We start from the raw sequence: 13,523 nt of genomic DNA, 5'->3' as shown, positions 1-13,523 counted from the left end.
ACACCAGGAAGGAGAGCACCATGGGGAGCATCCGAGTGGGCCAGGCCGAGGCCAGGCCCGACACGCCCACCCATGTGCGCGGACTGCACCAGGGCAACAAGGGCCCGTACGGCGATCAGCCCGGGCACCACGAGGACGGCACCTCCGACGCGCGCCGTTCCACGGGGATCCACTGGAAGCGGCATGACGCCCTGCTGAAGGCCATGCCGAACATCTCGCCGGGATGAGAGGGCAGGAAATGATCGTGACGAAGTTCCTCCGACGACGCGGGAGAGCGGCACGCCGCGTGTCCGGACGCCAGGTGCTCGCCGCGCAGGCCGTGGTGCTGGGCTGCCTGGGGGTGGCCCTGTTCGTGAAGGAACTCCCCGGTATCACCCGGGAGCTGAAGATCTACCGGCTGACCGGGGGGCTGCGCGCGGCCCGCCGCTATCCCTGAGCCGGCCGTGCACGAGGTGTCGATCGCGAGCGCCATCGTGGAGCAGGCCGGGGAGATGGCCCGCGCGGACGGGACCGGCGACGTGTCGTCGGTGACCGTCCGGGTCGGTGAGCTGTCCGGGGTGGTGCCCGACGCGCTGCGGTTCGCCTTCGAGGTGGTCCGCGACGGCACCGCGCTCGCGGCGGCCTGCCTGGTCGTCGAGCAGGTGCCCGCGCTGGCCTGGTGCGACCGTTGCGCCGAGGAGTTCGCGGTGGGCATGCCGCCGTTCTTCTGGTGCCCGGCGTGCGACCGGCCGTCGCGGGATCTGCGCAGCGGCCGGGAGCTGGAGATCACCGGCGTCGAGGCGGCCGCCCGAGCATGACGGGCCGGCCCCGCCCTGAGGGCGGGGCCGGCTTCCGTGCGCACCAGAGGTCAGCAGATGCGGGGCAGTTGCTCCCCCAGCGGCAGGTCCACCACGCGGGTGCCGCCGAGGCCGGTGGCGACGACGACCATGCCCGGGTGGTCCTCCACGCACCGGCCGACAACCACCGCGCCGGTGCCGTGCGGGTGGGTGTGCATCGCCGCCAGCACGGCCTCGGCCTGCTCGGGCGGGACGAAGGCGACGAGCCGGCCCTCGTTGGCGACGTACAGCGGGTCCAGGCCGAGGAAGCCGCAGGCGTTGGCGACCTCCTCGGGCACCGGGATGGCGCGCTCGTTGAGCCGGACGCCGGTGCCGGAGGCGCGGGCGATCTCGTTCAGGGAGGCCGCCAGCCCGCCCCGGGTGGGGTCGCGCAGGACGTGGATGTCCGGGGTGACCTCCAGCATGGTGGCGACCAGTCCGGCCAGGGGCGCGGTGTCGGAGGCGATCTCCACGTCGAACTCCAGGCCCTCGCGGACGCTCATGATGGCCACGCCGTGCAGCCCGATGGGCCCGCTCACGATGACGGCGTCGCCGGGCCGGGCCCGCTGCGGGCGGATGTCGACGCCGTCGGGGACGACGCCGACGCCGGCGGTGGTGACGTACACGCCGTCGCCGTGGCCGGACTCGACCACCTTGGTGTCACCGGTGGCGACGGTGACGCCGGCCGCGGTGGCCGCCGTGCCGAGGGCGCGGGCGACGCGTTCGACGAGGGCGATCTCGACGCCCTCCTCCAGGATGAACGCGGTGGAGAGGTAGGCGGGCCGGGCCCCGCTCATCGCGAGGTCGTTGACGGTGCCGTTGACCGCGAGGTCGCCCAGGCTGCCGCCGGGGAAGAACAGCGGCCGTACGACGTAGGAGTCGGTGGAGAAGGCGAGCCGGGCGCCGGCCAGGTCCAGGACGGCGGAGTCGGCGAGTCCGGCGAGGGTGGGGTTGCCATAGGCGGGGGCGAAGACCTGGTCGACGAGTTCGGCGGACAGGGCGCCGCCTCCGCCGTGGCCCATCACGACGACGGGCTGGTCGCGCAGGGGGGCCGGGCAGGTCCAGTTCGTGGGGTCGACGGCCGTGTCGGGCACGGCGGTCGCGGGGGTGGCCGTCACGGGGGTGGCGGTCGTGGGGGTGGCGAGGTCAGCCAACGGGGTTCATCTCCTCCTGCGGGACGCGGGATCCCTGGGGGGCCGGGCTGTTCATCCGGCGGTACAGGTAGTAGGCGGCGCAGGCGCCCTCGCTGGAGACCATGGTGGCGCCGAGCGGGGTGCGCGGGGTGCAGGCCTTGCCGAACGCCTCGCACTCGGTCGGCTTGATCAGACCCTGCAGGACCTCACCGGCCCGGCACACGGCGGGTTCCTCCGTGCGGATCCCGGCGACGTCGAAGCGGTGTTCGGCGTCGTAGGCGCGGTAGGCGTCGCTGAGCCGCCAGCCGCTGGCCGGGATCGGGCCAATGCCCCGCCAGTTGCGGTCGGCGACCTCGAACACCTCCTCCAGCATGCGCAGCGCCGCCGGGTTGCCCTGGTCGCAGACGGCGCGCGGGTAGGCGTTGTCCACCCGGTGCTCGCCGCGCTCCAGCTGGTGGACGGCGCGCCGGATGCCTTCGAGGATGTCCAGCGGCTCGAAGCCGGTCACGACGATCGGCACCCGGTGCTCGGCGGCCAGCTCCGGGTACTCGGCGGTGCCCATCACGCTGCACACGTGCCCGGCGGCGAGGAAGCCCTGCACCCGGCAGCTGGGCGCGGTCATGATGGCCTCGATCGCCGGGGGGACCCGGACGTGGGAGACCAGCAGGCTGAAGTTGTCCAGGCCGAGCCGGCGGGCCTGGTGGACGGCCATGGCGTTGGCCGGGGCGGTCGTCTCGAAGCCGATCGCGAAGAACACGACCTGCCGGTCCGGGTTCTTGCGGGCCAGGTCGAGGGCGTCGAGCGGGGAGTACACGACGCGTACGTCGCCGCCCTCGCCCTTGACGCGGAAGAGGTCCCGGTCGGTGCCGGGCACGCGCAGCATGTCACCGAAGGAGCAGAAGATCACGTCGGGGCGTGCGGCGATCTCCAGGGCCTTGTCGATGACGTCGAGCGGGGTGACGCACACCGGACAGCCCGGTCCGTGGATCAACTCCACTTCCTCGGGCAGCAGCTGGTCGATGCCGTGCCGGATGATGGAGTGCGTCTGGCCGCCGCAGACCTCCATCAGCGCCCACGGCCGGGTGACCGTGGCGCGGATCTCGTCCAGCAGCCGCCGGGCCAGGCCGGGGTCGTTGAACTCGTCGATGTACTTCACCGGATCTCAACTCCGCTCTCCCCGCGCTCCGCGGCCACGGGGGCGTGCGGGGCGCCGCTCCCGGCCTGCTGTGCCGCCTGCTGCCAGGCGTCGCCGAACTCCTCCTCCAGGAGCCCCAGTTGCTCGAAGAGCTGCAGGGACGCCCGGGCCGACTCCTCGTCCAGGCGTTGCAGGGCGAAGCCGACGTGGACGATGACGTACTCCCCCACCCGCACATCGGGCAGGTATTCCAGGCACGCCTGTTTGCTGACGCCGCCGAAGTCGACCAGCCCGGTGCGGGGGTCGGCGTCCTCGTCGATGGCGACGACCTTGCCGGGCACTGCCAGACACATGGGTCACTCCGTCTCGTGGTGGGTTGCTGGTCCGCCGGTGGCCGCGACCATGAGCTGTCCGAGCGCCAGCCCGCCGTCGTTCGGCGGGACCTCGCCGTGCCTCAGGACGGTGAAGCCGTCCGCGGCGAGCCGGGTGGCGCTCATCTCCTCCAGCAGGCTGTTTGCGAAGACTCCGCCGGTGAGGGCCACGGTCGTCAGGCCGGTGGCCGCACGCGCGTGCCCGCAGATCTCGGCGACGGCGCCTGCCACGCCCCGGTGGAAGCGGGCGGCGAGGACGGGGGCGGGGGTGCCCCGGCGCCGGTCGGCGAGGAGCGCTTGGAGGAGGGGCGCCGGGTCGATGTCCCAGCCGTTCGCCAGGGTGCCCCGGCCGGGTACGCAGTCGAAGGGGTATGCCCGCGCGTCCGCGTCCCGGGCCCCCGTGGCCGCCGCCTCCAGCTCCATCGCCGCCTGCGCCTCGTAGCCGGCCCGGTGGCACACGCCGACGAGGGAGGACACGGCGTCGAAGAGGCGGCCCATGCTGGAGGTCGGCACACAGGCCAGGTTCCGCTCCAACTGGCGGGCGAGTAGGGCGCGTTCGGCTTCGGTGCAGGCGGTGACGCTGGGCAGGTGCGGGTCCCAGGGCAGTCCGGCCGCCCACAGCCGGGCCAGGGCGAGCCGGCGGGGGTTGGCGACGCCCGCGTCCCCGCCGGGCAGCGGGGCGGGGCTGAGCCGGGCGAAGCGCCGGTAGCCGGTGTAGTCGGCGAGCAGGACTTCGCCGCCCCAGACGGTGCCGTCGTCGCCGTAGCCGGTGCCGTCGAAGGCGACGCCGATGACGCGTGTGGTGCCGTCGAGGCCGTGCTCGGCCATCGCGGAGGCGATGTGGGCGTGGTGGTGCTGGACCAGCCTGGGTGTTCCGCCGGGCAGTTCGGAGGCGCGGCGGCGCGCCCAGCCGGTGGAGTGGTAGCCGGGGTGCCGGTCGCCGGCCACCAGGCGGGGTGTGACGCCGGTGAGCCGGGTGAGCCGGTCCTCGGCGCGCCGGGCGGCTTCGAGGGTGGCCAGGTCGCCCATGTCCCCGATGTGCGGGCCGAACCAGGCGAGTTCGCCCTCCCCCAGGCAGGGCACGTTCTTCAGGTCGCCGCCGACCGCGAGCGCGGGGCGCACCGGCACGGGCAGGGTCAGGGGTCGGGGGACGTACCCGCGCGAGCGGCGCAGCACCTGTGCGGTGCCGTCGGCGCGGACCCGCAGCAGGGAGTCATCGCAGGGGGAGGCGATGGGCCGGTCGTGGGCGAGCCAGGCGTCGGCCAGTCCGCCGAGCCGGGTCAGGGCCTCCTCGTCGTCGGTGACGATGGGCTCGCCGGAGCGGTTGCCGCTGGTCATGACCAGCGCCCGGGGGCCGGGCGGGTCGCCGGGCAGCCCGAACAGCAGGGTGTGGACGGGGGTGTACGGCAGCATCACGCCGACGTGCGGACTGCCCGGGCACACCTGGTCGGCGAGGTGGAGGCCGTCGGCGGGGGTGCGGCGGCGCAGCAGCACGATGGGGCGCCGGGCGCTGGTGAGTTCGGCCCGTTCGGCGGCGGAGACGACCGCGATCCGTTCGGTGGTGGCGAGGTCGGCGCACATCACGGCGAAGGCCTTGCCGCCGCGTTCCTTGCGGTCGCGCAGAGCGGCCACGGCGCGCGGGTCGGAGGCGTCGCAGGCCAGGTGGTAGCCGCCGACGCCCTTGACGGCGACGATCCGTCCGGCGGCGAGGAGTTCGCGGGCGCGGGCCAGGGCTTCGGCGTCCCGGGCGGGCCGTACGCCGGTGCCGTCGGCCGGGATCAGGCTCAGCCGGGGGCCGCAGTCGGGGCAGGCGACGGGCTGGGCGTGGAAGCGCCGGTCGCCGGGATCGCCGTACTCCTTCGCGCAGGCCGGGCACATCGGGAAGCCGGCCATGGTGGTGGCCGAGCGGTCGTAGGGCATCGCGGTGGCGATGGTGAAGCGGGGCCCGCAGTGGGTGCAGGTGAGGAAGGGGTGGCGGTGGCGGCGGTCGGCCGGGTCCGCCAGTTCGCGAAGGCAGTCGGCGCAGGTCGCGGTGTCGGGCGGGAGCTGGGTGCGGCCCGTGGAGCGGTCGGTGGAGCGGATGGTGAACGGGTCGGCGGTGCCGGTGGCGGGCAGGTCCTCCCAGCCCACGTCGGTGACCGAGGCCAGCGGGGGTGCCTGCTCGGGCAGCAGCGCGCAGAACCGCTCGACGTCGTCGGCCGGGCCCTCCACCTCGATGAGGACGCCGTTCGCGGTGTTGCCGACGAATCCGGCGAGCGCGAGATCGACGGCCAGCCGGTGCACGTAGGGCCGGAAGCCGACGCCCTGCACGGTGCCGCGCACGGCGACCCGCCGGCGGAGCCGGCCGGTGACGGGGGCCGTCACGAGACGGTGGCGTGGTGGCCGTGGCCCTGCGGGGCGCCCGCGTGGTCGTGGCCGTGGTCGTGCGGGGCGCCGTGATCGTGTGAGGTGCCCGAGTGGTCGTGGCTGTGCGGGTGCGGGGCGAGTGGGGGGTGGTGGGCCGGGGTGCCGGTGCGGGCGGCGAGGGCGTGTTCGAGGAGGGTGTCGACACCGTCGCCGGTGCGGGCGCAGGACCGTACGACCTCCACGCCCGGGTTGACCCGCTCGACGTGCGCCCGGAAGGCGGCCTCGTCGAAGCCGGCCGGGCCGGCCAGGTCGGTCTTGGTGATCACGACGAGGTGGGCGGAGCCGAACGCCGTCGGGTACTTCAGCGGCTTGTCCTCGCCCTCGGTGACGGCCATGAGGACGATCCGCAGGGTCTCGCCGAGGTCGTACGACGCGGGGCAGACGAGGTTGCCGACGTTCTCGACGAACAGCACGGCGGTGTCGTCCGGGAGCCAGCCGTCCAGGCGGGCGCGGACCTGACGGGCCTCCAGGTGGCAGAGCCCGTCGGTGAGGACCTGCTGGACCGGTGCTCCCGAACGGGCCAGCCGGACGGCGTCGTTCTCGGTCGCCAGGTCGGCGGTGAGCGCGGCCACCGGGACCCCGCGCTCCCCCGCCCGGGCCAGGACCCGGCCGAGGAGCTCGGTCTTGCCGCTGCCGGGGCTGGACAGCAGGTTCACCACGGTGACGCCCCGCCCGGTCAGTTCGCCGCGCAGCCGCGCGGCCAGGTCGTCGTTCTTCGCCAGGACGGCTCGGGTGACGTCGGACCGGCACATGGGCGCTGCTCCTCGGGGTCGGGCGCGAGAACGGGCGCGGGTCCCGGGCCGTGGCGTCCACGGCCCGGGGTCCTCACCGATCTTCGGGTCCGCCGGACGCCGGGCCCCGCAGCGCTGCCGTGGGCGGGGGCCCTGATTCCATCGGGCGGCCCAACGGCGGCGCGGGCGCGGCCGGGTCGGCCAGCAGCGCCGGGACCAGCAGGTGCAGCGCCTCCACGGCCCCGTCGACGGCTTCCCGGACGGTCGCGGTGAGCCCGGGGAGGATGTCCTGGTCGCCCCGGGGCAGCGCCTCGGGTTCGCAGGCGAGGACGAGGACCCGGGGCAGCGGCTCGTCGCCGAGGTGGGTGGCGAGCGCGAGGACCTTCTCCGGGTCCATGCCGTGCGCCTCGGGCACCACCGTGCCGTCGGGGGGTTCCGCCTCGATCAGGGACAGGGTGCCGGGACGGTGTCCGCGCGGGGCGGCGTCGACCAGGACGGCGGTGGCGCAGCCGCCCAGCAGGGCGTAGGCGAGGTCCATGCCGCGGATGCCGTAGTCCCGGACGAGCACCTCGGGCGGGAGCGGGCGCCGGTCGAGGGCGCGGATCACCTCGGGGCCGAACGCGTCGTCCCCGAGGAAGATGTTGCCGACGCCCGCGACCAGCAGCCGCCCCTGCGAGCGGGTCAACGCGGGTCTCCGCCGGCCGGTGCCAGGGGCCGTACGGATCCGGCCGGCGTCTTGCGGACGAACGCGGAGCGCAGGGCGTGGTAGGGCGCCTCGGGGTCGAAGAAGATGGCGTGCATGCGGGCGAGTTCGTCGCGCCGGTACTCGGCGAGCGGCCGTACCTCCTCGTCGGAGCGGCGGGCCGCGGCCTTGACGGCGATCCGGCGGGGAAGGTCCGGGTCGGCGGCGAGGGCGTCGGCCAGGTGTTCGACCTCTGCGGCGAAGTCCCCCGGGGCGGCGGGCACGAGCCGGTCCGCCAGGCCCAGGTGTCCGGCGGTGGCCGCGCTCACCGGCAGGGCCTCGGTGGTGAGCCGGCGGGCCGTGTCCGCGCCGACGCGACGCGGCAGCGAGTACGTCCAGAACTCGGAGCCGTACAGGCCCATCCGCCGGTAGTGCGGGTTGAGGACGGTGCCCGTGCGGCTCCACACCTCGTCCGCGGCGAGGGCGAGCATGGCGCCGCCGGCGGCCGCGTTGCCGGCGAGCGCGGCCACGACCAGCCGGTCGGTGGTGCGCAGCACGGCCTCGACGAGGTCGTCCATGGCGTTGAGGTTCGTCCAGGACTCCTCGGCGGGGTCGGCGGCGGCCTCGATGACGTTGAGGTGGATGCCGTTGGAGAAGAAGTCGCGGGCCGCGCCGAGGACCAGGACCGAGGTGGGGCGGGTGAGGGCGTACTCGTAGGCGGCGAGCAGGCGGCGGCACTGGTCGGTGCTCATGGCGCCGCCGGGGAAGGAGAAGGTCAGGAAGCCGGTGGTGCCGGACTGCCGGTAGCGGATGTCGCTCCAGGTGCGGCGGCCGGGGGGCAGTTCGAGGGGCACGCGGGATTCCGGCAGGCCGAGGCCGCCGTGCTCGCTGTGCTCGCCGTTCTCGCCGTCGTCGACGAGGGAGGCGAGGACGGACGCGGCGGGGCGGCGGAACGGTGCCGGGTCGCCGGAGTTCTTGCGGGGGCGCAGTTCGGGGATCCATACTGCGCCGTCGCGGGTGGCCCGGCAGACCGCCCCGTTCCGGGTGGCGAGGAGTTCCCCGGGGCGGCCGCGCAGTTCGTCCTCGGGGTGACCGCCGTGCAGGAACATCTCCCGGCCGAGGACCTCGTCGCGGATCCCCGGCTGGGAGTCGGCGCCGCGGAGTTTGCGCACGACGGTGTCGGTGGTGTCGCGCTCCCAGTCGATGCGGCGGCGCTCCTGGCGGAAGAAGTCCCGCCACACCACGTGCACGGAGTCCGCGGTCTGCGGGCGGGGCTTGTGGGAGCCGTCGGCGTAGCGCCGTACCGCCTCCAGGACGGCCTTCGCGGCGGCGTCGGACGCCTCGTTGCGGTACAGGTCGCTCTTGCCGACGGCCGCCACGGCGAACGGCTCGGACGCCCAGATGTCCCCCGCGTCCATGCCCGCCTCGGCCTGGAGCACCGTCACGCCCCAGTGCGTGGCCTGCTCGGCGACGGCCCAGTCGAGCGAGGAGGGGCCGCGGTCGCCGGCCGGTCCCGGGTGCACGATCAGGCAGGTGTGCTCCCGCCAGACGTCCTCGGGCACGGCGGTCTTCAGCATCGGCGCGACGATCAGTTCCGGCCGGTGTTCACGGACGGCGGCGCGGACCGGGTCGGCGCCGTGGGTGGCGAGGACGACGTCCACCCGGTGGCCCTGGTCGGTCAGTTCGGCGTAGATCCGCTGGGAGAGGCTGTTGAACGCGCTCGCGACGAGGAGAATGTCCATGACCGGGCATGGTCGTCCCTTCCCCGGGGTCCGTGAAGGACCTGTGCGGCGTTTCGCCCGCCCCGGTCAGGTCTCTTCCTCCATCCGGATCGCATTGCGCAGGTCCTCGAAGGCCTGGCCGCGATCGTCCTTGTGGGCTTCCAGGAGGGCGCCGGCGATGGCGTCGAGCTTGCGCTGGATGGCGTGTTCGGCCCGCATCTCGGCGTTCTTCAGCAGGGCGAGGAGCAGCAGGGTCACGGCGGTCATGCACTCGCCGGCGAGGAGCAGCAGCTCCACGGTGAGGTGGGCGGCGTGGGTGGCGATGAAGAAGCCGACGAGGAGCAGGCAGAAGCCGAAGAACAGCGGCGAGCTGGTGAAGTTGGACGCGTATTCGGCGAACTGGTCGAACCGGCTGCGGTTCGGGCCACCGCGGTGGACGGGGTTCTTGAACGTCATGCGCCGAGGCTTACCCCGCGGAGGGCTCCATGCGGCGGGAGGGGGGCGGGTGGGGGGATCGGGTCGGGGGCGTGGGGCTCGGGCGGGCCGGGGCTCGGGCGGGCCGGGGGCTCGGGCGGGCCGGGGGCTCGGGGTGGCCAGGGCCGGGGGGGCTCGGGCAGGGCGGGCCGGGGGGGCTCGGGCAGGGCAGGGCTGGGTCGGGGCTGGGGTCGGGGTTCGCGTTGCGCCCGGCGTGATCCGGTCGAGAGACCCTAGGTCTCCGGGGCGTCCGGGGTCCCGTCCTCGGTGGCCGTCCGTTCCTGCTGCCGCTCCAGGTGTCCGGCCTCCTTGTCGAGGGCTCCGGCGGTGGCCTGGGCGGCGGAGCGGACCCGGCCGCGCGCGGCGAGGCCCATGCCGACGGCCGCGGCGGCGTACGTGCAGGTCAGCAGGGCCGCTGCCGGGCCCCTGGGCAGGAGCGACTCCATGCCGCGCAGCAGGGTCTCGTGCGCGGCCCAGAGCGCGAGCACACCGCAGGTGCCGGCCCCGGCGAGCAGGGCATCGCCCGCGCCGAACCGCTTGAGCGCGGTCATGACCTCCTCCTGGACCGCCCTGATCTCCTGGCGGGCCAGTTCGGTGGTGTCCTGCGCCAGCCGGGCGGCCGCGTCCTGCATGCCGCCACCGGCCGACGCCGCGTTCTCACCTCGGGTGCGCACGGCCTTCTCCTCGCCTGCCGTGCCGCGGGGTGCCGCCACGGTTGCGGCGGGCGTCCCCGATCAGCTCCGCAGTACCCCGGCCGACTCGTCCGACACCGGCGCGGCACCGATGCGCGTGGCCGGGGACGTGGGGGCGGTGGGGGTGCCGTGCCCGTCAGGCGGCGAGGGCGCGGCCCGGGTCGAGGCGGTCCCGGAGCTGGGCGTGGTGGAGACCGGCCACCGGGGCGACCAGGTCGGGGTGGCGCAGCAGCGCGGCGGCGGTCCGGTCGCTGTCGTCGGGGGTGAGCAGGCGCCTGAACTCCACGGGCGTGTGCCCGGCGTGCTCACCGTGGGCGAGCGCGTCGACGGCCAGGCCGGCCAGTTCCGGGTCGCTCAGCAGGGCGGCCGCCCAGCTGGCGACGACCTCGTCGACCCAGGTGCGCCAGGCCCACTCCGCCACCGGTGTCTCGGCGGACTGCTCGGCACCGGTGATCCAGTCGAGGCGGCCGGAGCCACCGGGTCCGGCCATGGTGACCAGGGCCGCGTCGATCTCGGTCGGGTAGCGCAGCCAGGCGGCGACCGTGACGGCCTGCCGGGCCTGCACCTCGCACAGGGCGGAGGCCAGGGCGCCGCCGCCGGCCGGGTAGGCGCCGGTCAGCCAGCGGGTCGTCGCGGCTATGAGGGGGGACAGATCTGAGAGCACTGCCGGGCCGTCCGAGTCGCATACGGGGAATGGGGGGCTCGACGACACGGTAGCCGCTGGTCCCGCGGCGCAGGGGGCGGCTGGGAGGTACGTCATATGTGGTCTCGGCCACGGTCATATGTGGTCTCGGCCACGACCGGACGGTGCGCGACGAGTGGGGGGCGGCGCCGAGCGAGGGAGGGGGTGCGGGGGCGGGGCCGGGTGTGGGCGTGATCGTGCCGGGGAACTCGGCGCGCAGCCGATCAGCAGCTTCGCAGCACCACCTCTGGAGGTCCCATGACGACGGACGCCGTACGGTACGACGACCAGGGCGATGTCCCCCTCGCGGAGTACGCCGCTCTCGTCTCGGTGTTCGGCGCGGGTGTCGGCGCGTTCACCGCTGTGGCCCGGCGCCGGGGCGTGCGGTTGCCCGAAGCGGTGCCGCCGTGGGACGTCGCCCTGATGGGGGCCGCCGCCTACAAGGCGTCCCGGCTGCTGGCCAAGGACAAGGTGACGAGCTTTCTGCGGGCGCCGTTCACCCACCGCGCGGACGAGGGTGAGGCGAGCGAGGTGATGGACGAGCCGCGCGGCAGCGGGGTCCGGCGCGCGGTCGGTGACCTGGTGGCGTGCCCGTTCTGCATGTCGTTCTGGGTGGGTGGCGCCCTGGTGTGCTCCTACGCGGCCTCGCCGCGGCTCACCCGCCTGGTGTCCGGCGGCCTCGGCGCGCTGACCCTCGCGGACTGGCTGCAGTACGCCTGGACCTGGACCCAGCAGGCCGACTCCTGAGCGGGGCGTGAGCGTCAGTCGTCATCCGCCGCCGCGCTCAGCTCGACGTCGATGACGCCGTCGTCCTGGAACAGCTCGGAGGCCAGCTGGGTGGGGTCGCCGGTGCCCTCCAGTTCCAGCAGGACGCGTGCGGCGTCGTCGGTGCGGCCGGGCAGGCGTTCCACCTTGACCTGGAGGATGCGGAAACCGCGCCCCGTGCAGATCTGCATCAGGCGCGGCAGGAGCGCCGTACCCGTGCGGTAGGTCAGACGGGCCTCGAAGGCACCGGCGGCGGTGCCCGGCGTGAGGCGCGCCGACAGCAGCGGATAGCCGCGCACGACCAGGAAGTGCACGGCGGTGGTGGCCAGCGCCAGGACGGGCAGGCCGCCGCCGCAGGCCATGCCGACGGCGCAGGTCAGCCAGATGGTGGCCGCGGTGGTCAGCCCCCGTACGGCGTCCCGTCGTACGAAGATCAGGCCGCCGCCGATGAAGCCGATCCCGGAGACGATCTGCGCGGCCACCCGGGAGGGGTCGAACGAAACGTTGTCGAGGCCGAGCACGCCGGTGAAGCCGTGCTGGGAGATCTCCATCATCAGCGCGCTGGCGATACCGACGAGCGTGTGCGTGCGCAGCCCGGCGCTCTTCTGCTGCGCCTCCCGCTCCCAGCCGATCAGGGTGGACAGCAGCAGCGCCAGGCCCAGCTCGGCGAGCTGGCGCAGGCCCTGGCCGTTGTGCAGGTCCCACAAGGGCGCCGCGAGGCCCGTCATGCGCGCCTCCCGTCCGTGGTGTCACCGGTCCGTGCGATCCGGCCGCCGGTCCCTGAGGCCCGGTCACCGGTCCTTGCGATCCGGTCACCGACCCCCGAGGTCGGTTCCCCCGTTCTCGATGTCCATACGTACCCCGTGGCGGGGCCGGTGCCACCGGGACGTTTACCGCCCGGAGGCGACGGGGACCCGGCGGCACGACTCACAGCGGCGGCAGACCCCGCGGCCCGGATCCCCGTGGCACGAGCCCCGCGGGCGGGAGAAGGCGTGGCGAGGCCCGGAGGGCGGGCGGCAGGTGCGGCGCACCCTGCGGAAGGAACACGCCCATGCATCACGACGAGATGATCGGAAAAGTGCAGGCGCTCGCCCAATTGCCGGACCGCGGCTCGGCCGAGCGGGTGACGCGGGCGGTACTCGGCACGCTGGCCGAGCGGCTCCCGGCCGGACTCGCCCGGCATGTCGCGGCTCAACTGCCGCACGAGCTGGCCGCCTCGATGCGCGAGGCGACGGAGGCCTGGGAGCCGGCCGGGGCCGGCCCGCCGGACGGCTCGGGCGAACGGTTCGACCTGACCGTCTTCGCCGGGCGGATCGCCGGACGTGCGGGCACGAACGAGGACACGGCACTGCGGGAGGCGGCAGCGGTCCTGGAGGTGCTGGACGCGGCGCTCGCGCCCGAGCTGACGGAGAAGGTGGCCGGCGTGCTGCCGGGGACATCCGGGAGCTGCTGCCGGTGGGCCGGGCGGCCGAGACCGTGGACTGAGCGCCGTACGGCGAGCCCCGTGTCAGGGACGCCCGTGTCAGGGACGCCCGCGTCACCGCCCCGGCGCCCCGCCCCGGTCACGCGACGCGTGCCGGGGACCCCGCGCCGGGCGGTCCGGCTTGGTGAACCACACGTCCTCGACCCGGTCCAGCCCGTACAGCAACAGGCTCAGTACGGGGAGCAGCAGCAGCGCGACGATGATCATGGCGGGCGTCCTCCCGACCGGTGACCCGCTCCGAGTGCCCCTCGCGTCGTCCGGCATCGCCGCCACGCTGTGAAGGTCCTGTGACTGTCGGTCCGGGCGCGAGGCCGCCATGCCGGCGAGGGGTCGTGGGCCGGGCCGCGCCCGCGCCGGCGGCTCCGCCAAACGGGCCTGCCGTCCGTCGCCCGCCGCCGGTCCGGCCTTTACCGTGCTCTAGACGTGACGGGTG

Annotated in this window: 16 protein-coding genes; 5 read left to right on the top strand and 11 right to left on the bottom strand. The window is 74.7% G+C overall.

Annotated elements, in window-relative coordinates:
• Positions 1-20 precede the first annotated feature (20 nt).
• The 3 genes from DBP14_RS33765 to hypA are packed head-to-tail and all read left to right on the top strand — an operon-like array spanning position 21 to position 797.
• The gene (locus DBP14_RS33765; RefSeq protein ID WP_129311424.1) at positions 21-227 is read left to right on the top strand and encodes a hypothetical protein; all 207 of its coding nucleotides are present in this window, start codon (positions 21-23) and stop codon (positions 225-227) included.
• 17 nt (positions 228-244) lie between these two features.
• Positions 245-436 carry a hypothetical protein gene (locus DBP14_RS33760; protein WP_129311423.1) on the top strand — a complete coding sequence of 64 codons (192 nt, stop codon included), beginning with the start codon at positions 245-247 and terminating at the stop codon, positions 434-436.
• Positions 437-443: 7 nt separating this feature from the next.
• Positions 444-797, top strand: coding sequence for a hydrogenase maturation nickel metallochaperone HypA (gene hypA, locus DBP14_RS33755; protein WP_129311422.1), 354 nt, complete (start codon positions 444-446; stop codon positions 795-797).
• Positions 798-847: 50 nt separating this feature from the next.
• Here hypA and hypE read toward each other — a convergent pair whose 3' ends face one another.
• The 10 genes from hypE to DBP14_RS33700 form a co-directional block, all read right to left on the bottom strand.
• Entirely contained in the window at positions 848-1,837 is a 990-nt protein-coding gene (gene hypE, locus DBP14_RS33750; RefSeq protein WP_129312225.1) for a hydrogenase expression/formation protein HypE, read from the bottom strand.
• Positions 1,838-1,961: 124 nt separating this feature from the next.
• A complete protein-coding gene (gene hypD, locus DBP14_RS33745; RefSeq protein WP_129311421.1) occupies positions 1,962-3,104 on the bottom strand; it encodes a hydrogenase formation protein HypD in 1,143 nt (380 codons plus the stop codon).
• Positions 3,101-3,436: a HypC/HybG/HupF family hydrogenase formation chaperone gene (locus DBP14_RS33740; protein ID WP_129311420.1), complete on the bottom strand. Its 336-nt coding sequence runs from the start codon at positions 3,434-3,436 to the stop codon at positions 3,101-3,103. Before DBP14_RS33740 ends, hypD begins: the two co-directional genes overlap by 4 nt.
• A 3-nt stretch (positions 3,437-3,439) precedes the next feature.
• On the bottom strand, positions 3,440-5,818 hold the full coding sequence (gene hypF / locus DBP14_RS33735) for a carbamoyltransferase HypF (protein ID WP_129311419.1): 2,379 nt from the start codon (positions 5,816-5,818) through the stop codon (positions 3,440-3,442).
• Positions 5,815-6,612 carry a hydrogenase nickel incorporation protein HypB gene (gene hypB, locus DBP14_RS33730; RefSeq protein WP_129311418.1) on the bottom strand — a complete coding sequence of 266 codons (798 nt, stop codon included), beginning with the start codon at positions 6,610-6,612 and terminating at the stop codon, positions 5,815-5,817. Before hypB ends, hypF begins: the two co-directional genes overlap by 4 nt.
• A 73-nt stretch (positions 6,613-6,685) precedes the next feature.
• The gene (locus DBP14_RS33725) at positions 6,686-7,276 is read right to left on the bottom strand and encodes a hydrogenase maturation protease (protein WP_129311417.1); all 591 of its coding nucleotides are present in this window, start codon (positions 7,274-7,276) and stop codon (positions 6,686-6,688) included.
• The gene (locus DBP14_RS33720) at positions 7,273-9,015 is read right to left on the bottom strand and encodes an enoyl-CoA hydratase-related protein (RefSeq protein ID WP_129311416.1); all 1,743 of its coding nucleotides are present in this window, start codon (positions 9,013-9,015) and stop codon (positions 7,273-7,275) included. The genes DBP14_RS33725 and DBP14_RS33720 overlap by 4 nt, the downstream gene beginning before the upstream one ends.
• Positions 9,016-9,081: 66 nt before the next feature.
• Positions 9,082-9,450, bottom strand: a complete 369-nt coding sequence (locus DBP14_RS33715) for a hypothetical protein (protein ID WP_129311415.1) — start codon at positions 9,448-9,450, stop codon at positions 9,082-9,084.
• A 251-nt stretch (positions 9,451-9,701) separates the two neighbouring features.
• On the bottom strand, positions 9,702-10,142 hold the full coding sequence (locus tag DBP14_RS33705; RefSeq protein ID WP_129311413.1) for a phage holin family protein: 441 nt from the start codon (positions 10,140-10,142) through the stop codon (positions 9,702-9,704).
• Between the two features lie 154 nt (positions 10,143-10,296).
• Positions 10,297-10,824: a hypothetical protein gene (locus DBP14_RS33700; RefSeq protein WP_129311412.1), complete on the bottom strand. Its 528-nt coding sequence runs from the start codon at positions 10,822-10,824 to the stop codon at positions 10,297-10,299.
• A gap of 276 nt (positions 10,825-11,100) precedes the next feature.
• Here DBP14_RS33700 and DBP14_RS33695 point away from each other — a divergent pair, with 276 nt between their 5' ends.
• The gene (locus DBP14_RS33695; RefSeq protein ID WP_129311411.1) at positions 11,101-11,589 is read left to right on the top strand and encodes a DUF1360 domain-containing protein; all 489 of its coding nucleotides are present in this window, start codon (positions 11,101-11,103) and stop codon (positions 11,587-11,589) included.
• A 14-nt stretch (positions 11,590-11,603) separates the two neighbouring features.
• Here the strand turns inward: DBP14_RS33695 and DBP14_RS33690 are convergent, their stop codons facing one another.
• On the bottom strand, positions 11,604-12,335 hold the full coding sequence (locus DBP14_RS33690) for an MgtC/SapB family protein (RefSeq protein ID WP_129311410.1): 732 nt from the start codon (positions 12,333-12,335) through the stop codon (positions 11,604-11,606).
• A 323-nt stretch (positions 12,336-12,658) separates the two neighbouring features.
• Here DBP14_RS33690 and DBP14_RS33685 point away from each other — a divergent pair, with 323 nt between their 5' ends.
• On the top strand, positions 12,659-13,321 hold the full coding sequence (locus DBP14_RS33685) for a DUF2267 domain-containing protein (RefSeq protein ID WP_347239680.1): 663 nt from the start codon (positions 12,659-12,661) through the stop codon (positions 13,319-13,321).
• Positions 13,322-13,523: the final 202 nt, after the last annotated feature.

Source organism: Streptomyces sp. L2 (assembly GCF_004124325.1).
Taxonomy (GTDB): domain Bacteria; phylum Actinomycetota; class Actinomycetes; order Streptomycetales; family Streptomycetaceae; genus Streptomyces.
The sequence above is the reverse complement of the archived record's forward strand: the minus strand, read 5'-3'. Positions and strand labels throughout refer to the sequence as shown.

What these genes read in the sequence shown, in the direction of transcription:
- DBP14_RS33715 (WP_129311415.1), bottom strand. Translation starts at nt 9,450, where the DNA reads ATGACGTTCAAGAACCCCGTCCACCGCGGTGGCCCGAACCGCAGCCGG.
- DBP14_RS33685 (WP_347239680.1), top strand. Translation starts at nt 12,659, where the DNA reads ATGCATCACGACGAGATGATCGGAAAAGTGCAGGCGCTCGCCCAATTG.
- DBP14_RS33690 (WP_129311410.1), bottom strand. Translation starts at nt 12,335, where the DNA reads ATGACGGGCCTCGCGGCGCCCTTGTGGGACCTGCACAACGGCCAGGGC.
- DBP14_RS33740 (WP_129311420.1), bottom strand. Translation starts at nt 3,436, where the DNA reads ATGTGTCTGGCAGTGCCCGGCAAGGTCGTCGCCATCGACGAGGACGCC.
- hypE (WP_129312225.1), bottom strand. Translation starts at nt 1,837, where the DNA reads ATGGGCCACGGCGGAGGCGGCGCCCTGTCCGCCGAACTCGTCGACCAG.
- DBP14_RS33765 (WP_129311424.1), top strand. Translation starts at nt 21, where the DNA reads ATGGGGAGCATCCGAGTGGGCCAGGCCGAGGCCAGGCCCGACACGCCC.
- hypB (WP_129311418.1), bottom strand. Translation starts at nt 6,612, where the DNA reads ATGTGCCGGTCCGACGTCACCCGAGCCGTCCTGGCGAAGAACGACGAC.
- DBP14_RS33720 (WP_129311416.1), bottom strand. Translation starts at nt 9,015, where the DNA reads ATGGACATTCTCCTCGTCGCGAGCGCGTTCAACAGCCTCTCCCAGCGG.
- DBP14_RS33695 (WP_129311411.1), top strand. Translation starts at nt 11,101, where the DNA reads ATGACGACGGACGCCGTACGGTACGACGACCAGGGCGATGTCCCCCTC.